The following is a 21581-nucleotide window of genomic DNA, read 5'->3' on the forward strand; positions in this document are numbered from 1 at the left end:
GGGGCGCCTCACGCCTTGTGCCCGAGTTCGTCGCAGCCGCGCAGGAAGCGCTCGTCGGGCCCCTCCGTGCCGAGGATCGTGAAGACGTCGTCCGGCGTCTTCATGTCCTTCGACTTCGCCTCGACGATCAGGACCGACTGCACCGACTGGTGGTCGCATTTCCGGAAGCTCTGCGGACCCTTGTAGAAGTCGGCCTTCAGGGCCTCCATGGCGGCCACGACCTTGTCGGTCTCGACCGATCCGGCGGCCTTCACGCCCTCCAGCACCGAGCGGATGCCGGCATAGCCCAGCGCCCCGTAATCCGACGGGACGGCGCCGTTGTAGGCGGCGCGGAACCGGTCGTTGAACGCCTTGGCGGAGGGCACGCTGTCCTCCAGGCGCCAGTAGTAGGAGGTGCCGCCGATCACGCCGTCGAAGGCGTCGCCGCCGGCCTTGCGGGCGGTGAAGAGCAGGACCGGCGCGACGAGCTTGGTGGTGCGCTTCAGGCCGAACTCGGTCGCCTGCTGGATCGAGACGACCTGGTCCCGGCCGAAATTGCACAGGCAGAGCACGTCGGGCTTGAGCGCGGCGATCCGGGGCAGGAAGGCCGAGTAGTCGGAGGCGCCGATCGGGTGGCGGATGTCGGCCACGACCTCGATGCCCGAGGCCTCGCCGGCGCGCTTGAACCCGCGCATCATCTCGTGGCCGTACGCGTAGTCCGCGCTGAGGAAGGCGACGCGCTTGCCCGATTTCGGGAAGACGTAGCGGCCGACCGCGCCCGCGGTCATGTGCGGGTTCAGGGCCTCGTGGAAGGTCGTGCGGCCGAAATCCTTGGCCTCGTTGATCGCGTCGGACTGGCTGATCGAGTTGTAGATCACGCCGCGCTCGCGGGCGACGTTGTTGATCGACAGGGTCACGGCCGCCGAGAGGCCGCCGACCAGGAAGTTGACCTTGTCCTTCTCGATCAATTCGAGGGTCCGGGTCGCCGCCTCGCCGGGGTTGAGCTTGTCGTCGCGCACGAGGAGCTCGGCCGTGCGGCCCTGGAAGCCGCCGGCCTCGTTGAACGTCTTGACGGCGAGCTGGGCGGCGCGGACCTGGTCGTTCGCCTCGGCCCCGAAAGCGCCGGTGAGCGGCACCGGGAAGCCGATCCGGATCGGGCCTCCGGTCGAACCGCCTTGCGCGATCGCGGAGCGCAGGAGCGCCGGGGCGGCGAGCGCCAGCGCGGATGCGGCGGCGCTGCCCTGGAGCAGCCGGCGCCTGTCGAAGCCCGTTCCCATTCCCGTCCCTCCGTCGGCGTTTCCTGATCGGGACCGGTCTCTTCGGCGGACCGTGCCCCGTGATGGTCGATGTGTCCTGACCCGAAAGGGTCATCCGTCCTCGCGAGCGCAGCGAAGCGATCCAGGGATCCGCCACGTTCGGCAGCGTCCCGCTGCCCTGGGTTGCTTCGCTGCGCTCGCAAAGACGGGGAAGCCCGCAGCCGGTTTCAGATCAGTCCCAGCGCCTCCAGCACGACCTCGGGCGTCACCGGCTGGCGCGCGACACGGGCGTTCAGCGGCGCGAGCGCGTCGTTGATGGCGTTGACGACCGCGGCCGGCGCGCCGGCGGTGCCGGCCTCGCCCGCGCCCTTGGCGCCGATCTCGGACGACGCGGTGGCCGAGACCACGTGGGCGACCGCGATATCGGGCATCTCGCCGGCCATCGGCACGAGGTAGTCGGCCATCGACCCGTTCAGCAGCTGGCCCTCGCCGTCGTAGAGGCAGTGCTCGAACAGGGCCCCGCCGATCCCCTGGACGATGCCGCCGCGGATCTGCTCGTCGACCAGGAGCGGGTTGAGCACGGTGCCGCAATCCTCGACGCACCAGTGCTTGAGCAGCCGCACGAAGCCCGTCTCGGTGTCGACCTCGACGTAGGAGGCCTGCACGCCGTTGGTGAAGGCGAAGGGGTAGTCCTTGGGCACGTAGTGCCGGGTCGCCACGAATTCGGGCTGCACCCCCGGCGGCAGCGTGTCGGGGCGGAAGTAGACGATGCGGCCGAGCTCCGCGAGCGGCATGCGCTCGGTCCCGGTGCCTGCGTCCACCACGGCGCCGTCGCGGACGTCGAGGCTTTCCGGATCGGCCTGCAGGATCGCGCCCGCCACCACCAGGACGTTGCCGCGCAGCGCCTTGCCGGCCTGCCACGCGGCCTCGCCGCCGATGCCGGCCCCGCGCGAGGCCCAGGTCCCGCCGCCGTAGGGCGTCGCCTGCGTGTCGCCGGAGATCACCCGGACCTTGTCCATCGGCACGCCCGTGGCGGTGGCCACGATCTGCGCGATGATGCCCTCGGTGCCCTGGCCCTGCTCGGTGACGCTGACCGACGCGACGACGCCGCCCTGCGGATCGAGCCGGATCGTGCAGCCGTCCTGGGAGGAGATGCGCGCGCCGCCGACCCCGTAGAAGGCCGCCGACGGGTTGGTGATCTCGATGAAGGCCGCGAGCCCGATGCCCCGGTGGATCCCCCGCCGGCGCAGGTCCGCCTGCTCGGCCCTGAGACCGTCGTAATCCATCATCGCCTTGAGCTTGGCGAGCGCCGCCTGGTGGGACAGCTTCTCCAGCTTGATCCCCGAGACGCCCGCGCAGGGATAGGCGTCGTCCGGGATGACGTTGCGCTCGCGCACGGCCAGGGGGTCGAGGCCGAGCCGGGCGGCGCCGAGATCGACGAGCCCCTCGGCGACCATCGTGGCGATCGGGTGGCCCACCGCCCGGTACTGGCAGGTCGGCGCCTTGTTCTGGAGCACGACGCGGGCGCGGGCCCGGTAGTGCTGGTGCCGGTAGGGGCCGCCGGTCAGGTTGACGACCTGGTTGGCCTCGACCGCGCTGGTGCGCGGGTAGACCGAGTAGGGCCCGATGCCCGTGAGGTCGTCCATGTCGAGGGCGAGGATGTCGCCCTCGGCCGAGAAGGCCATCCGGGCGGTGACCCGGTGGTCGCGGGCATGGATGTCGCTCTGGAAGCTCTCCAGCCGGTCGGCGACGAACTTGACCGGGCGCTTGAGCATCAGCGCCAGCGCGCAGGTCGCCATCTCGTCGGGGTAGATGTGGACCTTGATCCCGAAGGACCCGCCGACATCCTTGCAGATCACCCGCACCGCCCCCTCGGGGAGGGCGAGGTGCTTGCACAGGATGTCCTGCATCATGTGCGGCGCCTGGAAGGAGTGGTGGACGGTGAGCATCCCGTCCGCCGCCGCCCAGTCGGCCAGGATCGCCCGCGGCTCCAGGCACACGCCCGTGTGCCGGCCGAACTGGAAGGTCTCCTCGACCACCAGAGCCGCGTCGCGGAAGGCCGCGTCGACGTCGCCGACGTTGAGGACGCGCTCGAAGGCGAGGTTGTCGCCGAGCTCGGCGTGGATCGCGGGCGTCGCGGGATCGAGCGCCGTCTCCATGTCGACGACGGCGGGGAGCGGGTCGAACTCGACCGTGATCGCCGCGAGCGCGTCCTCGGCCTCGGCCCGGCCGTGCGCGACGACCGCGCAGAACGGCTCGCCGACCCAGGTCACCCGGTCGAGGGCCAGGGCGTGCTGGGGCGCCGAGCGCAGGCCCTTGAAGTGGCCGAGCACGCCGACCCACGGCGTGCACACGGCCGCCAGTTCGGGCCCCGTCACCACGGCGATCACGCCGGGCATCGCCTTCGCGTCCGCGGTGTCCAGGGCGACGATGCGGGCGTGAGCGTGGGGGCTGCGCAGGAAGGCGACGTGGCCGAGGCGGGCGACGGCCACGTCGTCCACGTAGACGCCCCGTCCCTCGAGCAGGCGCCGCGCGTTCGGCCGCGGGACGGAGCGGCCGATATAGCTGTTCGGCCGGTCGAGGAAGGTGAGGCCGCCCGGATCCGCGCTCATTCGGCGGCCTCCAGGCCGGCATCCCTGCCGGCATCCCGGCGGCCTTGCCCGCGCGCCTCGGCGGTCGACGCGATGGCGTCGACGATGGCGTGGTAGCCGGTGCAGCGGCAGTAATTGCCCGCGATCGCCGCGCGGATCGCCTCGCGCGAGGTGGCCGCGTCCGCGTCGTCCAGAAGCTCGGCGGCCGTCACCAGCATGCCGGGGGTACAGTAGCCGCATTGCAGGGCGTTGCGGGCGTGGAAGGCGTCCTGCAGGTCGCGGATGCGCCCGCTCTCGGTCAGGCCCTCCACGGTCTCGACGGTGGCGCCGTCGGCCTGGACGCCGAGCATCAGGCAGGACCGCACCGCCCGGCCGTCGACCAGGATCGTGCAGGCGCCGCACACGCCGTGCTCGCAGCCGAGATGCACGCCGGTGAGGCCGAAGGACTGGCGCAGCAGGTCGCCGAGATGCATCCGGGCGGGGACATGCGCCCGCACGGCCTCGCCGTTCAGCGTGAAGGCGACCGCGTGCGCGCGGTCGGGGTTCTCAGACGCCATCGGGACCGTCCTCCTGCGCGCTGCCGCCGCGCATCCTCGCCGCCACGCGACCGAGGATCACGCGGGCGAGGTGGAGCCGCGTCGCGGCCTTGGTCGTCGGGTCGTCCGGCGGGTCGAGCTCACCGGCGAGCGCCGCCTGGGCGCCCGCGAGATCGCCGGCCTCCAGGGCCGCCGCGGCGTCGCGGGCGAGCACCGGCCGGTCGGCCACGCCGAAGAAGGCGAGGCGCAGGTCCGACAGGCCGCCCGCGGACCGCCGCCCGGTCGCCGCGAGGCCGACGAGGGCGTAGTCGCCGTGGCGGCGCGACAACTCCTCGAAGCCCCAGACCGCGTCGGCCCCCGGCACCGGGAACTCGATCGCCGTGACGATCTCGCCGGGCTCCAGGGCCGTCGTGTAGAGGCCCTGGAAGAAATCGTCCGCCGGGACGCGCCGCTCGGCCCCGGGCCCGCGCACCACGATCGAGGCGCCCGCGGCGAGGCAGCAGGCGGGCCACTCGGTGGCCGGGTCGGCCAGCGCCACCGAGCCGCCGATCGTGCCGCGGTTGCGGATCGCCGGATGGGCGATGTGCGGCAGGGCGGCGGCGAGCAGCGGCAGGCGCTCGCGCACGAGCGCCGCGGTCCCGACGTCGCGGTGGCGCGTCATGGCGCCGATCCGCACAATGCCGCCGGCCTCGCCGCCGGCCTCCGAGACGCCGGTGAGTTCGGGGATCGCGTTGAGGTCGACCAGCAGGCCGGGCGCCGAGAGCCGCATGTTGAGGGCCGTGACGAGGCTCTGGCCCCCCGCCAGAGGAACGGCGTCCTCCCCGTGCTCGGCGAGCAGGGCCAGCGCCGCGTCGAGCGAGGCCGGACGCGCGTAGGCGAAGTCGGGCGCCTTCAAGCCCTGGTCCTCCTCCCGATGGGCTTGCCCATGACCGCCCCGATGGGACAGGCTGGAGGCCCTTATTGATCGTTCGCTCAATAGAAGGCGAAACCGAGATGGCGTCAAGCAGGCCGGCGGACAGTGACGGTCGCGTGCCGACCGGCCGGCGGCTGACGCCGGAGGCCCGCGAGCGCCAGATCGTCGAGGGCGCGGTCGCCTACTTCGCCGAGGTCGGCCTCGACGGGCACACCCGGGAGCTCGCCCGCCGGCTGGGCATCACGCAGCCGCTGCTGTTCCGCTACTTCCCGACCAAGGCGGCGCTGATCGAGCGCATCTACGAGGAGGTCTATCTCAGGCGCTGGGATCCCGGCTGGGAGGCGACGGTGCGCGACACCGCGCTCCCCGTCCTCGAGCGCTTCCGGCGCTTCGAGATCGACTACCAGCGCCGGATCGACGACTACGCGTGGCTGCGGATCTTCGTCTCGGCGGGCCTCAAGGGGTTCGATCTGCCGAGCCGCTACCTCGGCATGGTCCGCGCGCGCATCTTCGCGCCGCTGCTCGCCGGGATGCGCGCCGAGTCGAACCTGCCGGACCCTGAGGTGCAGCCGCTCGCCGCGGACGAGTTCGAGCTCCTGTTCGGCATCCACGGCGCGCTGGTCTACGTCGGCCTGCGCTCGCGGGTCTACGGCATGGACGGCACGGCGGACCGCGACGCGGTCCGGGCCGCCATGCTCGACGCCGCGCTTCCGGGGCTGCTCGCCACCCACCGCCGGGTGGTGTCGGCGGCGCGGTCGTCCGACGCGCTGTAGGGCCATCCCGGGATCCCCGGATCACGGGAGGCGCCGGTCCAGCCCGCCCGCGTCACCGAAGCGGGCCGCCGCGGCGATGACTTTCGCGGGAACTGCGTTAGCCTCGCGGGCCGGAGGAACGCCATGACCCAGGGAACGGAACCGGCGGCGCTGCCGCCCCACTTGGCACAGGAATACGCGGCGGCGCGGGACAACGGCTGCGTCGGCACCCGGCTGCTCTCGGAGGATGACCGCTCCCGGGTCTGGACCATCGTCCTGGCGCCCGGCGCGCGGATCGGCTTCCACACGCACGTGCTCGACTATTTCTGGACCGCGGTGACGGCGGGGCGGGCCCGCTCGCATTACGGCGACGGGCGGGTCGCGGAGGTCGATTACCGCGCGGGCGACATCCAGCACCTGTCGTTCGGGCCGGGCGAGTCGATGACCCACGACCTCGCCAATATCGGCGACACGGAGCTGATCTTCACCACCGTCGAGTTCCTGGACAGCGCGAACCCGCCCCTCGCGCTCCCGGCCGCCGTGCGCGCGGAGGCGACCCGCCGCGCGGCCTAAGCGCGGGGGACATCGGGCGGGACCGCCGTCCCGGCCATCACCGCCTCGGGGCTGCGGAACCGCTCCGCCGCCGCCCGCTCGGCCGCGCCGCGCTGCTGCGCCTGCAGGTACGCGCCGAGATCGCGTCCCCGCGCCACGACGGCCGCGCCGTAGGCGCGTCGGCGCGCCTCGAAGGCCGTGAGCGCGGCGTCCACGTCGGCGCCGGCCGCGTCCAGGGCGTCCGCGAGGGCGGCGGCGTCCTCCATGGCCTTGGTCGCGCCCATCCCGACATGCGGCCGGGCCACGAAGGCGGCGTCGCCGATCAGCGCGACGCCGCGCGCCGGGATCATGGTCGGCGTCTCGATGTCCAGGATCGCCTGCAGGAACGGCTGCTCGGCGCGCAGCATGACCTCGGCGAAGGGCGGCGCGAGGATCCGCGCCGCGTCGGCGCGCATCGACTCCAGCACCGCGGCCTTGATGCGGCCCGGCGGGATGGAGAGGGCGTGGCGGACGCCGCCGGTATCGGTCAGCAGCGCGGCGAGCGCGGCCTCCTCGGTCGGCCTGTACCAGACCGCGTTGAAGCACAGCCCGGCGGCCTCGTCCGCGCGCCCGGGCACGGGATAGCCGAGGATCTGCTCGCCCGGAGGCAGGCAGAACGCGAAATGGCCGCCGATCGCCTCCCGGGTCGCCGGCGCGAGGGCTGCCGCGTCGACGACGGCGCGCCACGCCACGTAGCCGGCGTAGCGCGGCGCGACACCGCTCAGGAACCGGGACCGCACCGTCGAGAACTGCCCGTCGGCGCCGACGAGGAGATCCGCGGAGATCCGGCGACCGTCCTCGAAGAAGGCGACGACGCGCGCGCCGTCGGGCTCGACCGCGGCGAGCGCCGCGCCGTAGCGGACGCTGTCCGGGGGCGCGGCGTCCAGGAGCAGGCCGTAGAGCCGTCCCCAACTCGCCAGCACCTGCGGCAGGCTCCGTTCCGCGATCACGGTCCCGTCCCGGTCGAGGACCCGGCGGCCCTCGACGGTGACGCCGAGATCGCCCGCCCCGGCCGGAGCACCGCAGCGCGCCAGCACCGCCCGGAGGCCGGGATGCGTGACGATCCCCGCCCCGCGGCCCGTGAGCGCGGCCGCCGACCGCTCGAACACCGTGACGGCGTGGCCGCTCCGCGCGAGCAGGCACGCCGTGGTCAGTCCGGCGATCGAGCCGCCGATGACGGCCACGTCCAGTCGCTTCATGCAGCCCTCGAACCGGGACGGCGGTCCCGACCGCGCCCAGCATGGACGCGCCCGACCGGCCGGCCAAGATCGAAATCGCCGCGGGGCGCCGCGCTAGACCGGCCGCACCAGCCGGTCGAGCCGCATCCGGGTGATCGCGCCGATCTCCTCCAGGGCCGTCGCCTCCTCGTCCGCGACCGCGCGCGCGAGGCGCTCCTCGAACAGCGCGCGGATCTCGCGCAGGTCCCGGCCGCGCACGGCGACGATGAACGGGAAGCCGAACCGGTGCCGGTAGGCGGCGTTCAGCCGGTCGAAGGCCGCGGCGTCCGCCTCCGTCAGCCGGTCGAGGCCGGCGCTGCCCTGCTCCTGCGCGGAATCGGCGGTCATCGCCCGGGCCCGGGCTTCCGGGCCGGCGAGTTCGGGATGGCCGTTGAGGAAGGCCAGGCGCACGTCCGGCGGCGCCGCGCGCACGGCCGCCATCATCGCCCCGTGGAGAGCGTCGAGGTCGGCGAAGGGCGCCGCGCCGTGGGCGGCTCGGGCGACCCAGGGCGCGTGCTCGAAGACGCCGCCGAGATACGCGACGAAGGCGTCGCGCTCGAGGGCGTTGAGGCGGTCGAGGTCGATCATGCCGCTCAGCTTCCGCGATAGGTGGTGAAGCTCGACGGGGCGCACAGCATCGGCACGTGGTAATGCTGCTTGGCGTCGAAGACGGTGAACCGCACGACCGGGTTGTCGATGAAGATGTCGGCCTCCGCCGTGCCGGCCCGGCCCTGGAAATACGGGTCGACGAAGAATTCCAGCTGATACTGGCCGGTCTCGGCCTTGTCGGCCGGGAGGATCGGCGCGTCGGTCCGGCCGTCGGCGTTGGTGACGACGCTCTTCACGAGCCGCCACTGGCCGTTCTCGAGGACGGAGAAGTCGATCCGGACCCCCGCGACGGGGCGGCCGCGATCGGTGTCGAGGACGTGTGTGGTGATGCCCGCCATGCCGGGTCTCCTTGTCGCGTCGGGGATCGGACGGGTCAGCTGCCGCGGTAGTAGGAATAGCCCCAGGGCGTGAACAGCACCGGCAGGTGGTGGCGCTGGCTCGCGTCGCGGATCCGGAACCGGATCGGCACGAGGCCGAGGAAGTTCGGGGTCGGGAGCTTCACGCCCAGGTTCGCGAAATACGCCTCGAGGTGCAGCACCAGCTCGTAGCGGCCCGCCTTGAAGGCCTCGTCGACCAGGAGCGGCTCGGCGGTCCGGCCGTTCGGCGCGGTGGTGACCGTCCGGATCGGCCGGTAGCCGGTGCCGTCGTGCATCGCGAGGTCGCAGACCATCCCGGCACCGGGCGTGCCGTGGAAATTGTCGATGGCGTGCAGGGTCAGCCGCGGCGAGAGGCCGGCCTGCGACACGGGCGCGGTGTTCAGCGTGCCGGGCTTGGTCGGGGAACCGGCCGGAGCATTGGCCGGAGCCGCCGCCGGAGCGGGCATGCCCTGCGCCAGCGCCGGGCCCGCGGAGACCGCGGCGGCGGCGCCGAGCCCCGTCGCGACGAGGCCGCGCCGCGTCAGAGCGTGTCGTTCGGGTCCGTGTTCCAAGAAAGCCTCCCTCTCGTGCAGCGGTTCACGCCGGCTCGTGCGCCGCGCGGGCCCGGGCGCGCCGACCCATCTCCGGCGTCGCCGGCGGGACGAAGGCCAGGATCAGGACGAGCGCCGCGGCCTCGACGGCGGCGACCAGCCAGAGGCCGGTCGCGACCGAGCCGGTCTGCTCGCGCAGGTAACCCATCGCCGCCGGCGCTCCGAAGCCCGCGAGGTTGGCCACCGAGTTGATGAGCGCGATGCCGGCCGCGGCCGCCGACCCGGCCAGGAAGCGGCCGGGGATCTGCCAGAAGACCGGGATCGCGCTCATCGTGCCGACGATCGCCACCCCGAGCATGAGCAGCGCGAGGACCGGCGCGCCCGCGATGAAGACGCCGGTGAGCGCGATGGCCAGTGCCCCGATGAAGGCCGGGACCCCGCAATGCAGCCGCGCCTCGCCGGTCCGGTCCGAGTGGCGGCCGTTCAGGATCATCCCGGCGCCGCCGCAGAGATAGGCCGCCGACATGATCCAGCCGACCGTCAGCGGGTCGGTGAAGCCGGCGTCGCGCACCACGCTCGGGCCGAAGAAGGTCAGGGCCGAGTTCGCCGTGACGATGCAGAAGAAGATCGCGATGCACTGCCAGACGCGCGCGTCCTTCAGCGAGGCGAGGATGCGGTGCTCGCGGTGGCCGAGGGCCGCGGCGTCGCGCGCGAGGTCGGCCTCGACCAGCGCCTTCTGCTCCGCCGTCAGCCAGCCGGCCTTGGCGGGCCGGTCCGTGAGGTAGAACAGCGTGACGATCCCGGCCAGGATCGACGGGATGCCCTCGAGCAGGAACACCCACTGCCAGCCGGACCAGCCGTTGACGCCGTGCATCCCCGACATGATCGCGCCCGCGAGCGGCCCCCCGATGACGCCGGCCAGCGCCGAGGCGGACATGAACAGCCCGAACACCTTCGCCCGGCGCTCGCTCGGATACCAGTAGGTCAGGTACAGGATGACGCCGGGATAGAAGCCGGCCTCGAAGACGCCGAGCAGGAAGCGCAGGACGTAGAAGAACGCCGGCGTGGTGACGAACATCATCGCCACGCAGCAGAGCCCCCACAGCAGGGTGATCCGCGCGATCGTCTTGCGGGCGCCGATATGCTCCAGCAGCAGGTTGCTCGGCACCTCGCACAGGAAGTAGCCGATGAAGAAGATCCCTGCGCCGATGCCGTAGACGGTCTCGCTGAACCGGAGCTCGGCCAGCATCTGCAGCTTGGCGAAGCCGATGTTGACCCGGTCGATCCAGGACAGGATCCACAGGACCATCAGGAATGGCAGCAGCCGCCACGTGATCCGGCGGTAGGCGTCGTCCAGGCGCGCGGGCGCCGCGAGGGCCGGCATGTCGGTCGCGTGGTGCGCCTGGATCGTCATGGCTGGCCCCACAAGGTTGCCCCATCCGGAACGGGGCGTTGGAATTCCGAGCGATGCAGGACGGCTGCCAGTCTCGCGCCGGCGGCCGCCCGCCCCGTCTCAGCCGATGGCTTCGCGCGGCGCGAGCAGCGTCGCGAGGGCGTGGCCGAGGCCGACATTGTCCGCGGCGACGGCGGGCGGGCGCCGGTAGGGCGCGGCCGCGGCGGCGACGACCGCCTTCACCCCCGACGTGACCGAGCACAGGACCGGGACCGGCACGTGCGGCTGCAGGCGGGCCGCGAGGCCGACCAGGGCGGCGCCGCCGAGGATCACCGCCTCGGCGCGATCCTCCTCGGCGCAGGCCCGGCAGGCGGCCGCGAGGTCGGACAGCGCCGCCTCCGGGTCCTTGGCGATCTCGCCGCCGGTGCGCGCGATCGTCCGGATGCCCGCGAGGCCGTCACCGACGCCGAGGCTCGCGACGCACTCGCGGAGCATGGGCTTCCACAGGGCCCCGCCGGTCACGATGGCGTAGCGCCCGGCGACCCGCTGGGCCTCGCGGCACGACGCTTCGAGCATCCCCACCACCGGGACCGGTGAGACCTCGCGCAGGGCCAGCAGCCCGGGATCGCCGAAGCAGGCGAGGAAGACCGCGTCGCAGTCCCGGCCGTGCTCCGCGAAGGCGTCGAGGGCGGCGTGGCCGGCGATGGCCAGGGCCGCCCGGCTGGCGATGTAGGCGGCGCCGAACCGCGCCGTGGCCGGGACGAAGGTCGCAGTCGCGCCCGCCATCGTCCCGACCTGCCCGGCCAGGAGGTCGGTCACAGACGTGCTGGTGTTCGGATTGAGCAGCAGGATCCGCATGGCGCCCTCGGGTAGCGGGAGCCGGCCGGATGGCCGGGCAGAGGCCCGCACGCAGCCGGCCGGGGATGGGGAGGTCGGGGTGCCCGGCGGCGCGGGTCAGGCCGCGCCGCCGGGCCGTTCGTGTCTCCGATCCGGACCGGGGCGGGTCCAGGTCCGGACCGGGGCGGGTCCAGGTCCGGACGGCCTCAGGCAGGACGGGCCGCGCCCGCGGGGCGGCGCATGAGGGCGGTGTAGATCGCGAAGCCCAGGGCGCACCCGATGAACCACGTGAAGTTCGCCACGCCCTCCAGGCCCGGCAGGATCACGCAGAGCACGGGGATGAGGGCCGAGGGGATCATGGCGGTCACCGCGGCGCGGTTGTATCCGCCACTGTACCAGTACGTCCCGGCGGGGCTCATCGTGTAGAGGTCGTCGAGGACCACCTTCTGCTTCTTCACGAAGTAGAAGTCGGCGATCAGGATCCCGAACAGCGGGCCGATGAACGCGCCGAGGACGTCGAGCGTGTAGTGGATCACAGCGGGATTGTTGTAGAGGTTCCAGGGCGTGATGAAGATCGAGCCGACGGCCGCGATCATCCCGCCCATGCGCCACGAGATCCGCCGCGGCGACACGTTCGAGAAGTCGAACGCGGGCGAGACGAAGTTCGCGACGATGTTGATCCCGATGGTCGCGGTCATGAAGGTGAAGGCGCCGAGCACGACCGCGAAGGTGCTGTCGATGCGGCTCACCGTCTCCACCGGGTCAGTGATCAGGTGGCCGAAGACCGGAACCGTCGCCGAGGCGGTGACGACCGTCAGGAGCGAGAACCCGAGGAAGTTCACCGGGAGACCCCAGAAGTTACCCTTCCTCACCGCCTCGAAGCTCGCGCCGTAGCGCGAGAAGTCGCCGAAGTTCAGCATCGGCCCGGAGAAGTAGGAGACCACGAGGGCGACGGCGTTGATCATCACCGGCAGGGCGTCCCAGCCGGTATACTTCACGGTGCCCAGGGTCAGACCGATCTCGCCGATCCCGGCCTTGGCGACGAGGTACGCGGCGAGCGCGATCATCACCACGTAGACCGCCGGCCCCGCCCAGTCGATGAACACGCGGATCGCCTCCATGCCGCGCCAGAAGACCAGCGCCTGCAGGACCCAGAGCGTCATGAAGGCGGCCCAGCCCAGACCGGACAGGCCGGCGAAGCCGTACTGCTTGACGTCGGCGTAGACGGCGAGTTCGGGGTAGAAGCGGAGCGCCACCACCGTCAGCGCCGCCGAGGCGAGGTAGGTCTGGATGCCGTACCACGCGACCGCGATCAGCCCGCGGATGATCGCCGGGATGTTGGCGCCCTTGACCCCGAAGGAGGCGCGGCAGATCACCGGATAGGGCGTGCCGGTCTGCTGGCTCGGCTTGGCGACGAGGTTGCAGAAGATCTGGACGATCACGATGCCGACGAGCAGGGCGATCAGCACCTGCCAGCTCACGAGGCCCAGCGAGAACAGGGAGCCGGCGGTCACGTATCCGCCGACACTGTGGACGTCAGACATCCAGAAGGCGAAGATGTTGTAGGTGCCCCAGGTCTGCTTGCGCAGCGGGGCCAGATCCTTGTTCACGAGATCCGGATCGTAGCTCGGCTTGATGACGACGGCTTCCCGTTCGTCCGACACGGCCGTGCTGATGCCGGCGGCCTCAACCTGTGCGTACATGGCGTTTCTCCCTGACTGGCGCAGCCCTGTTGCCGGGCTTTTTCCGTGACGCTGACGACCCGCCGGGGCCGCCATGCAAAACCTGGAACTCTCCGTCTCCTGACTTCTGAAAACACGACCTGAATACAGATCACGACCGAGTTCGGACCTCCAAGTCCCGGTCGCGACGTCGTCTTGTCTATCCCGCGACGACCGCCGCGAGGCGGGTCCGGAGGCCGCCCGTGTCGGCCGGGGCGCCCGCGGCCTCCGCGAGGAGCCGGGCCAGGCCGGACGGGTCGTCCGCCTCCGCGGGGAGTCCGGCCGCGTGGACCCGCTCCGCCATCGCCACGCCCGCCGCGGGCGACGCGTCGGCCAGCCCGGCGCAGACCGGGCCGAAGACCGCGCCGAACAGGGCGCGGCCCATGCAGGTCGGCCGGTAGCCGCCGCGCGGCGGGTGGGCCGCGATCCAGTGACGGGCGATGTCCAGCCGCGTGGTCACCCAGGCGTCGGGGTGATCGCCCACGTAGTCGAGGAGCCGCTCCAGCGCGGCCATCCGCCCCGGACGCCCGACCAGGCGGCAGTGCAGCCCCACCGACATGATGCCGCCCCGTCCCGCCTCGCCCTCGCGGTACAGGACGTCGAACGTGTCCTTGAGGTAGCCGAAGAACTGGTCGCCGTTGTTGAAGCCCTGGGCGGTGGCGAACCGCATGTCGTTGGCGTCGAGGGTGTAGGGGACGACGAGCTGCTGACGCCCCCCGATCCGCAGCCAGTAGGGCAGGTCGTCGGCGTAGGAATCGGCGAGGTACAGGAACCCGCCCTCGGCGGCGCCGATGGCGAGCGTGTTCGCGGAGGTGCGTCCCTGGTACAGGCCGAGGGGCCTGCTGCCCGTCAGCGATGCCTGCAGCGCGACGGCGGCATCGATATCGGCGCGCTCGGCCTCCGGGCTGTGGTCGCGGTAGTCGATCCAGCGCAGGCCGTGGCTGGCGATCTCCCAGCCGGACTCGACCATCGCGGCGACGGCCTCGGGGTTGCGCTGCATCGCCGAGGCGACGCCGAAGACCGTGACCGGGAGGTTGCGGCGCGTGAACGCGCGCCAGAGGCGCCAGAAGCCGGCGCGGGCGCCGTACTCGTAGATCGACTCCATGTTGGCGTGGCGCTTCCCCGGCCAGGGCAGGGCCCCGACGATCTCGGAGAGGAAGGCCTCGGACGCCGCGTCACCGTGGAGGATGCAGTTCTCGCCGCCCTCCTCGTAGTTGATGACGCACTGGACGGCGACGCGCTTGCCCCCGGGCCAGGCCGGGTCCGGTCGATGCCGGCCGTATCCGACCATGTCGCGGGGATAGTCCTGGTCGAGGTCGAACATGGCGTGATCCCTCGTTCCGATGCGAGATAGACGCACGCCCGACCGTTGGTCCAATATCTTGTTCGGCTTGATTGATAGGTTGCACGTTTAGATGGTGCGATCATTGATCTGAGTGTCGGAGCGTCGTCGGGCGGACCGCCACCGGCCTGTCGTCGATCCGGCGCAGCCTGCCCGTGCCGGGTCGACGATCACACCCGCCGCCGCGTCGGCGGGCCGACGGTCGGGCATCCCGAGCGGGCACCGCGGACCCTAACGGGTGCGGCTGGCGGGGATCGGGCCGGCGGCGAGCATGCCCATCAGGGCGTCGAACGCCAGCGGCTTCTCGACCAGGGGTATGCCGGCGGCGCGGGCGCGGCTCCGGATGCCCGGATCGGGGTGGCCGGTGATCAGGATCACGGGCACGCCGGCAGCGAGGTCGCGCAGCCGGCCCGACACCGCGAGCCCGTCCATCCCCGGCATGACGTGGTCCAGCAGGACGAAGGTCGGGTGCGGGCCGGGGAAGGCGGCCAGCAGAGCGCGTCCGTCGGCGAAGGTCTCCACCCGGTGGCCCGCGCTCTCCAGTAGGAAGCGGGTCGAGTGCAGGATGGTCGGGTCATCGTCCACAACGTAGATGAGGCTCGACGCGGCGGGCAGCGTGGCGTTCGCCGGGAACGTGGCGTCCAGTGAGGTCATGGTGCCGAGCTTAGGGGCGGTCCGCGGCGGCCGACCTTGACCTGCCTCAAGACCGGGGCCGCGTCCGTGCTGCCGCCATTCTGAGACCGGCGACGTTCCTAACCGGTCGATCCCGCCCTGCGCGTGCCGCTCGCTGTGCGGCGATCCGACACGTCGGGCGGTGACGCTCCGGTCCGCACCGGAGGCCGTTTCCGATTGATTCAGCTCCGTCTCATCATCTTAAAGTTGAACAACCGTCTCCGCGCCCACGATATCGCGATCCGGAGACCGAATGACAGACCCCGCGACAGAAACCTCTTTGGAATAAATCTTAATCAGTTTGCGTATATTTTACGCAACCCGATCATGACTGCTCAGCCTGGCTGACGCGTTCGCAGCCCTGGGTTCCGTCGCCTGGACATCCGCCTCATGAAAATGACCATCAAACTGCGACTCGTCTCGCTGCTCGGCGGACTCGGCTTGGTGCTGCTCGCCACGGCGGCGCTCGGAAATCTCTCGCTCCACTGGAGCCATCAGAGCCTGAAGACCGTCTTCGACGATCGCGTCGTCTGTCTCCGGCAGTTCAGCATCATCCGCGACGCCTATGACGACCTGCTCGACGCCTCGCGCCAGCTGCGCGGCAAGCAGATCGCGCCGGCAGAGGCCAAGGACAAGATCGAGCGCGATCTGTCGAAGCTCCACAAGGAGTGGTCGGCCTATCTGGCGACCTACCTGACTCCGGAAGAGGACGTCCTCGCCAAGGAGCTGCAGGTGCGCGTCGATCGGAACGACGCGATCGCGGCCGAGATCCTCAAGCGCGTCGCCGCCGGCGCGGCCTCGGATTTCGAGGCCACCCACACGGACCTGCTGAAGAGCATGCAGGCCACCAACGCCACGCTGAGCAAGCTGACCGCGTTGCAGGTCCGGGAAGCCGAGGCGGAGTTCCGGCGCTCGGAGACGATTGCCGGCTGGTCGCGCCTCGCGCTCCTGGCCGCGCTCGCGCTCGCCGCGCTCAGCATCGCCTACGGCGTGTACGTGATCGTCGTACAGATCACGCGCCCGCTGGGCAGCCTCGTGGGCGTCCTGCAGCGGATGGCCAAGGGCGCGGTCGACGCCGAGATCCGCGAGGCCGCCCGCGGCGACGAGATCGGTGCCGTCGGCCAGGCCGTCGAGGGCATCAAGACCATGGTCGCCCGCAAGGCCGCCGAGGAGGCCGAGGTGAAACGCCGCGCCGACGCGGCCGCGGCTGCCGAGCGCAAGCGTACCATGATCGAGCTCGCCGACGGCTTCGAGCGCGCCGTCGGCGGCATCGTCGGCCTGGTCTCGTCCTCGGCCACCGAGCTCCAGGCCACCGCCCAGCAGATGACCGCCACCGCCCAGGAGACCGCATCCCAGTCGACCACCGTGGCCGCCGCCGCCGAGGAGGCCTCGACCAACGTCAACACGGTGGCGGCCGCGGCCGAGGAACTCGGCTCCTCCGTGCAGGAGATCGGCCGGCAGGTGACCGGCTCGGCCCACCTCGCCCAGGCCGCGGTCGGCGAGGCCGACCAGACCGCCCACCTCGTCCAGGCGCTCAGCCAGAACGCCGCGCGGATCGGCGACATGGTCGGGATGATCTCCGGCATCGCCGGCCAGACCAACCTGCTGGCGCTCAACGCCACGATCGAGGCGGCCCGCGCCGGCGCGGCCGGGCGGGGCTTCGCGGTGGTGGCCTCCGAGGTGAAGGCGCTCGCCGAGCAGACCGCCAAGGCGACCGAGGAGATCGCGCGCCAGATCGGCGAGGTCCAGGGTGTGACCGCGCAGGCGGTGACGGCGATCGGCGGGATCACGGGCCGCATCCGGGAGATCGACAGCGTGGCGACCTCGATCGCGGCGGCCGTCGAGGAGCAGGGCGCGGCGACCCAGGAGATCGTGCGCAACGTGGCGCAGGCCTCGGCGGGGACGAATGCGGTGACGGGCAACATCGCCGGCGTGGCGGAGGCGTCGGAGGAGACGGGGGCTGCGGCCTCGCAGGTCCTGTCGGCCGCCTCGGAGCTGTCGCGGCAATCCGAGCATCTCGGCGCCGAGGTCGCCCGCTTCCTCGCCACCGTGCGCGCCGCCTGAGGGTGGCCACGGCCGAGATCCGCGTCCGCCCGGTCTGACGGGAGCACGCGGATCTCGCCGACGCGCGCGTCCCGTCGGCGACGACAATCAAGAGACTCGAGTCTGCCACCCACAGCGCGCAGCAAATCCGCGGCCGCGCCAAGCTTGCCGGATCCCGACACGCGGGCAAGGCCGCGATCGACTTGAGCCAGATCAATGACCGGCCGCACGGATACCGGATGCTCGGGCCGTGAAAGATGACAGGTCGTCTGTCGCTCAGGGCTCGGGTGCCCGGACATCGGGCCGCCGATGCCGTCAGCCCGCGCGGGGAATCCGGTGAGAACGATCGAGAACCGAACGGCGGATATGGTCCCGAACGCGCTCAACATGCTCCTGGGCGTCGCGCTCCTCCTCGCACCTTGGTACTTGGATCTGGGCTACGAGACGGCCGCCGCGCGCAACGCCTTCGTGACCGGGGGCGCCATCACCGTGGTCGCACTCCTGGCCCTCGGCGTGACCTGCGCCTGGGAGGAATACCTCAACGTCGCCCTCGGGTTCTGGGCGGCCATGGCGCCCTGGGTTCTCGGCTTCGCCGACGCGACGGCACCCGTGTGGGTGCACGGCGTGACCGGGCTCGCCGTGGCCGCCCTGGCCGCGTACGCGCTGTGGCGGCTCTTCGTGTCGCCTCAGGCGCGCTCCGTCTGAGGCGCGCCCGTCGCCGCCGCGGCCGCGGGCATTCGGCCGGCACCCGCGACTACGGGATTGCCCTTAAGGGGCGCGCCTTAAGGCTCCGACCGGAATTTCTCCGCCTCCCGCCCGCTGCCAATCTCGTCCCGACCGACGCAGGCGAGGAGCGCAGCGATGAGCACCGAGTTCACGGCACGGACAGCACCGGAGGGGCCCGCAGCCCGTCCCGCTCCCGTCCCGGAGATCGAGGGGAGCACCCTGTTCGCGGGATGCCCCGACGTCGTCGGGACACCGTTCTCCTACGCCCGCGAGGAGGAGATCTACGGAGAGGGCGAGGAGGCCGAGTTCGTCTACAAGGTCCTCAGCGGCGCGGTGCGCACTCACAGGGTCCTGAGCGACGGGCGCCGCCAGATCACGGGCTTCCACCTGCCCGGCGACCTGTTCGGGCTCGGGCAGGGCGAGACCAATCGCCAGACCGCCGAGGCCCTCACCAGCACCAAGGTGCTGATCTTCAAGCGGCGACAGGTCGAGCGCGCCGCGACCGGGCGGGCCGAGGTCGCCTGCCGACTCTGGAGCATGGCCACGAGCGACCTGCGACACGCCCAGGACCTGGCGCTCCTGCTCGGACGGCGCTCGGCCCAGGAGCGGGTCGCCGCCTTCCTGCTGGAGGTCGATGACCGCCTCGGTGCGGCCGGCACCTTCGCGCTGCCGATGACCCGCCGCGACATCGCCGACTACCTCGGCCTGACCATCGAGACCGTATCGCGCACCCTCTCGCAGCTGGAGGAGGACGGGGTGTTGCGACGCGACGGCGGCCGACAGGTGTGCCTGCATCGGACCCGGCTGCGCCGGCTCGTCGAGGATTGAGACAGGTGCCGCCGGGGACGCCACCGGGAATGCCGCTGCGGGCTACCGCGTGGTTTCGCGTTGGCTTTCGGGGTGGCGCCTGCGCGCAGGACGCTGCCTCGGAGACGGTCGCGGACGGCGCCGGCGAGCGGGTGCGGGGACGAAGGGCGTCACCGCCTCTGGAAGCGCGCGATCAAGCCCGGGGCCTCCTCGCGGATCAGCCCGAGAAAATTGTCGATCACCGGGTTCCGGCGCTGATGATGCAGCGCGTAGACGTCCGCCGACAGGAACGGCGGCTTGATCGGCAGGACGACGACGTCCGGATGCCTCGGTCGGCCGACGAATTCTGGGATGATGGCGAGACCGAAGCCCGCCGCGACCAGGTTGATCAGCGACGAGGCCTCGCGGACCTGCTGCGAGATGCTCGGCGTGAACCCGCGCGCGATGCAGGCTTGGTAGATATCCGCCGCGAAGCGCGAGCTCTCGAGGCCGAGCGAGATCAGCGGCTCGCTGCGGAAGACATCGATCGCGACACTGCGACCGGCGGCGAGGGTGTGCTCGCGCGGCACGGCCACGCAGAGCCGCTCCGGCCACGCCAGGTGGGCGACGAGATCCGGATCCTCGGGGGGGCTGCGGAGGAAGCTGAGATCCGTCCGGTTCGCCTTGAGGGCCGCGATCTGGTCGGCCGGCGCCATCTCGTGGATGCGCACGTCCACCGCCCGGAAGCGCTGCTCGAAGGCCCGGATCAGGCAACCGGCCGGCCCCGCGAGGACGGAACTCGTCATGCCGATGTTGAGGATGCCGGCCGTTCCGGTGCCGATCGTCCGCGCCCGGTCGACGGCATCGGCGACCTGCGCGAGGACCGCCCGCGCGTTCCCAAGGAAATCCTCGCCCGCCGCGGTCAGGACGACGCGCCGGCTCGAGCGCTCGAACAGGTTGACGCCGATCTCCACCTCGAGATCGCGGATCTGCTGGCTCAGCGGCGGCTGCGACACGCCCAGGCTTTGGGCGGCGGCGGTGAAACTGAGATGCTCCGCCACCGCGGCGAAGTAGCGAAGATGCCGGAGTTCCATGGGCCGACCCATAGGAATTTCGAATGGATAGAAGCACGGAAGGTCTTTTGCGTCTAGACTCGCGGGGTGGACGTCCTCGACGGCCGGGATCTCGCCGGCCCGTCAGGACCGTCGACAGGGGCGTGTCGCCGAGGCGGGGCGCGGCAGGCGTCCGTCCCGCACCGCGCTCAGGTCCCGCCCGGGTGGATCCCGACGCGCTCCGCGGCGAAACGCTCGCGGAGCCAGGTCGCGGCGGGGCCGCAGGGCCGCTGCTTGTGCCAGACCAGTTCCAGGGCGATCGGCCAGTCGCCCTCATCGAACTGGAGGTCGGGCGTCACGAGGTACGGCGCCGTGAGGGACGCGGCGATGACGTGGTCGGTGACGAAGGCCCAGCCGATCCCGTGCTTCACCATCTCCAGGATGACCCAGTGGCTCTCCACCCACCACACCTCGGCGGCGACCCGCAGACGGCGCTTCTCCGCCCCGTCGCCGCGGGCGGCCACGAGGATCTGGCGGTGGCGCTTCAGCTCCTCCCACGCCACCCGCTCCTTCGCGAGCGGGTGATCGCGGCCGCAGACCAGCTTGAGCGGCACCCAGCCGATGGTCCGGAACCCGAGCTCCGTCGGGAGCTCCTCCTGGCGCCACATCACGCCCAGGTCGGCGGCGCCCGACCGGACCATGCGGCTGACATCCTCCATCAGCGGGAAGAGCAGCTCGAGCTCCACGAAGGGGAAGCGCTGGGCGAAGCTGGCGAAGAGGGCGCCGAGGGCGTGCTCGGGGTAGAGCTCGTCGATGGCGACCACCAGCCGGTTCTCGACGCCCTGCTCCAGGCTGCTCGCCACACCGATCAGGTGCTCCCGCCGGTCGAGCACCACGCGCGCCTCCAGCAGCAGCCGCTCGCCCGCCGGGGTCAGCACCGGGTTCCGGCCCGCGCGGCTGAACAGCGCCAGCCCCAGATCCGTCTCGAGGTTAGCCACCTGCGTGCTGACGGCCGACTGCGCCTTCCGCAGCACCCGCGCCGCGCCCGAGAACGACCCGGCCTCGGCCGCCGCCACGAAAGCCTGGAGCTGGTCGAGCGAGACCGCCATCTATCTGATTACCCGATACTTCCTAACTTGTGGATCGCCTTATCGCAGATAGAGAGCGGCCGACCAATCCGCCTCTCGAGAGCGAGACCATGCGCACCACCCGCGACCGCATTCGCCACGCCATCCTGTTCGAGGTGATCGGGCTGCTCCTCATCGTCCCGCTCGGGACCGCGGCCTTCGGCCTGCACGCCGCCGACATGGGCGTGATCGGAATCGGCAGCGCCCTCGTCGCGACGAGCTGGAACTACGTCTACAATCTCGGCTTCGACCGGACGATGCAGCGGCTCGCCGGGCACACGCGCAAGAGCCTCGTCCTGCGGGTCGCCCACGCGGTGCTGTTCGAGGCGGGGCTGCTCCTGATCCTGCTGCCGCCGATCGCGTGGTATCTCGGCATCGGCCTCGTGGAGGCCTTCTTCATGGATCTGGCGATCGCGGCCTTCTACGTGGCCTACGCCTTCGTGTTCAATCTCGCCTACGATCGAACCTTCCCGCTCCCGAGCTGGACCGAGGCTGCCGCCGAGCCGTCCCGCTGACGCTCGCGCCAGCCGC

Annotated in this window: 21 protein-coding genes; 6 read left to right on the forward strand and 15 right to left on the reverse strand. The window is 71.7% G+C overall.

The window, feature by feature from the left end; all coding sequences use genetic code 11:
• Positions 1-8: 8 nt before the first annotated feature.
• The 4 genes from H288_RS0120460 to H288_RS0120475 form a co-directional block, all read right to left on the reverse strand.
• Positions 9-1256, reverse strand: coding sequence for an ABC transporter substrate-binding protein (locus H288_RS0120460; protein ID WP_020094439.1), 1248 nt, complete (start codon positions 1254-1256; stop codon positions 9-11).
• A 206-nt stretch (positions 1257-1462) separates the two neighbouring features.
• Positions 1463-3847, reverse strand: a complete 2385-nt coding sequence (locus tag H288_RS0120465; RefSeq protein WP_020094440.1) for a xanthine dehydrogenase family protein molybdopterin-binding subunit — start codon at positions 3845-3847, stop codon at positions 1463-1465.
• On the reverse strand, positions 3844-4383 hold the full coding sequence (locus tag H288_RS0120470) for a (2Fe-2S)-binding protein (protein ID WP_020094441.1): 540 nt from the start codon (positions 4381-4383) through the stop codon (positions 3844-3846). The genes H288_RS0120465 and H288_RS0120470 overlap by 4 nt, the downstream gene beginning before the upstream one ends.
• Positions 4373-5257 carry a xanthine dehydrogenase family protein subunit M gene (locus H288_RS0120475; RefSeq protein WP_020094442.1) on the reverse strand — a complete coding sequence of 295 codons (885 nt, stop codon included), beginning with the start codon at positions 5255-5257 and terminating at the stop codon, positions 4373-4375. The genes H288_RS0120470 and H288_RS0120475 overlap by 11 nt, the downstream gene beginning before the upstream one ends.
• Positions 5258-5391: 134 nt before the next feature.
• Between H288_RS0120475 and H288_RS0120480 the strand changes: the two genes are divergently transcribed.
• The gene (locus H288_RS0120480) at positions 5392-6048 is read left to right on the forward strand and encodes a TetR/AcrR family transcriptional regulator (protein ID WP_020094443.1); all 657 of its coding nucleotides are present in this window, start codon (positions 5392-5394) and stop codon (positions 6046-6048) included.
• 123 nt (positions 6049-6171) lie between these two features.
• Positions 6172-6600 carry a hypothetical protein gene (locus H288_RS0120485; RefSeq protein WP_020094444.1) on the forward strand — a complete coding sequence of 143 codons (429 nt, stop codon included), beginning with the start codon at positions 6172-6174 and terminating at the stop codon, positions 6598-6600.
• On the opposite strand, the gene H288_RS0120490 is transcribed toward H288_RS0120485, so the two are convergent.
• The 9 genes from H288_RS0120490 to H288_RS0120530 all read right to left on the reverse strand — a co-directional run bounded on the left by H288_RS0120490 (position 6597) and on the right by H288_RS0120530 (position 15298).
• Complete coding sequence (locus tag H288_RS0120490; RefSeq protein ID WP_020094445.1) at positions 6597-7817, reverse strand: FAD-dependent oxidoreductase; 1221 nt, start codon at positions 7815-7817, stop codon at positions 6597-6599. The genes H288_RS0120485 and H288_RS0120490 overlap by 4 nt on opposite strands.
• 93 nt (positions 7818-7910) lie before the next feature.
• A complete protein-coding gene (gene uraD / locus H288_RS0120495; protein ID WP_020094446.1) occupies positions 7911-8423 on the reverse strand; it encodes a 2-oxo-4-hydroxy-4-carboxy-5-ureidoimidazoline decarboxylase in 513 nt (170 codons plus the stop codon).
• Between the two features lie 5 nt (positions 8424-8428).
• The gene (gene uraH / locus H288_RS0120500) at positions 8429-8782 is read right to left on the reverse strand and encodes a hydroxyisourate hydrolase (RefSeq protein WP_020094447.1); all 354 of its coding nucleotides are present in this window, start codon (positions 8780-8782) and stop codon (positions 8429-8431) included.
• Positions 8783-8817: 35 nt separating this feature from the next.
• Positions 8818-9372, reverse strand: a complete 555-nt coding sequence (gene uraH / locus H288_RS0120505) for a hydroxyisourate hydrolase (RefSeq protein WP_020094448.1) — start codon at positions 9370-9372, stop codon at positions 8818-8820.
• A 25-nt stretch (positions 9373-9397) separates the two neighbouring features.
• Positions 9398-10765: an MFS transporter gene (locus H288_RS0120510; RefSeq protein WP_020094449.1), complete on the reverse strand. Its 1368-nt coding sequence runs from the start codon at positions 10763-10765 to the stop codon at positions 9398-9400.
• 99 nt (positions 10766-10864) lie between these two features.
• Positions 10865-11602: an aspartate/glutamate racemase family protein gene (locus tag H288_RS0120515; RefSeq protein WP_020094450.1), complete on the reverse strand. Its 738-nt coding sequence runs from the start codon at positions 11600-11602 to the stop codon at positions 10865-10867.
• A 185-nt stretch (positions 11603-11787) separates the two neighbouring features.
• Positions 11788-13284, reverse strand: coding sequence for an NCS1 family nucleobase:cation symporter-1 (locus H288_RS0120520; protein ID WP_020094451.1), 1497 nt, complete (start codon positions 13282-13284; stop codon positions 11788-11790).
• A 178-nt stretch (positions 13285-13462) separates the two neighbouring features.
• Complete coding sequence (gene puuE / locus H288_RS0120525; protein WP_020094452.1) at positions 13463-14626, reverse strand: allantoinase PuuE; 1164 nt, start codon at positions 14624-14626, stop codon at positions 13463-13465.
• Between the two features lie 249 nt (positions 14627-14875).
• Positions 14876-15298 (reverse strand): response regulator, encoded by a 423-nt coding sequence (locus H288_RS0120530; protein ID WP_020094453.1) that lies wholly within the window; start codon positions 15296-15298, stop codon positions 14876-14878.
• Between the two features lie 408 nt (positions 15299-15706).
• Between H288_RS0120530 and H288_RS0120535 the strand changes: the two genes are divergently transcribed.
• From H288_RS0120535 to H288_RS0120545, 3 genes are all read left to right on the forward strand, one after another.
• Entirely contained in the window at positions 15707-17380 is a 1674-nt protein-coding gene (locus tag H288_RS0120535; protein WP_043712889.1) for a methyl-accepting chemotaxis protein, read from the forward strand.
• Positions 17381-17725: 345 nt separating this feature from the next.
• Positions 17726-18064, forward strand: coding sequence for an SPW repeat protein (locus H288_RS0120540; protein ID WP_020094455.1), 339 nt, complete (start codon positions 17726-17728; stop codon positions 18062-18064).
• 156 nt (positions 18065-18220) lie between these two features.
• Positions 18221-18913: a helix-turn-helix domain-containing protein gene (locus H288_RS0120545; protein ID WP_020094456.1), complete on the forward strand. Its 693-nt coding sequence runs from the start codon at positions 18221-18223 to the stop codon at positions 18911-18913.
• Between the two features lie 149 nt (positions 18914-19062).
• Here the strand turns inward: H288_RS0120545 and H288_RS0120550 are convergent, their stop codons facing one another.
• Both H288_RS0120550 and H288_RS0120555 read right to left on the reverse strand, forming a co-directional pair.
• Positions 19063-19965 (reverse strand): LysR family transcriptional regulator, encoded by a 903-nt coding sequence (locus H288_RS0120550; protein WP_020094457.1) that lies wholly within the window; start codon positions 19963-19965, stop codon positions 19063-19065.
• A gap of 167 nt (positions 19966-20132) precedes the next feature.
• Complete coding sequence (locus H288_RS0120555; RefSeq protein WP_020094458.1) at positions 20133-21032, reverse strand: LysR family transcriptional regulator; 900 nt, start codon at positions 21030-21032, stop codon at positions 20133-20135.
• A gap of 89 nt (positions 21033-21121) precedes the next feature.
• Here H288_RS0120555 and H288_RS0120560 point away from each other — a divergent pair, with 89 nt between their 5' ends.
• The gene (locus H288_RS0120560) at positions 21122-21565 is read left to right on the forward strand and encodes a PACE efflux transporter (RefSeq protein ID WP_020094459.1); all 444 of its coding nucleotides are present in this window, start codon (positions 21122-21124) and stop codon (positions 21563-21565) included.
• Positions 21566-21581 lie beyond the last annotated feature (16 nt).

The sequence above is a fragment of the Methylobacterium sp. 285MFTsu5.1 genome, assembly GCF_000383455.1.
GTDB lineage: Bacteria > Pseudomonadota > Alphaproteobacteria > Rhizobiales > Beijerinckiaceae > Methylobacterium.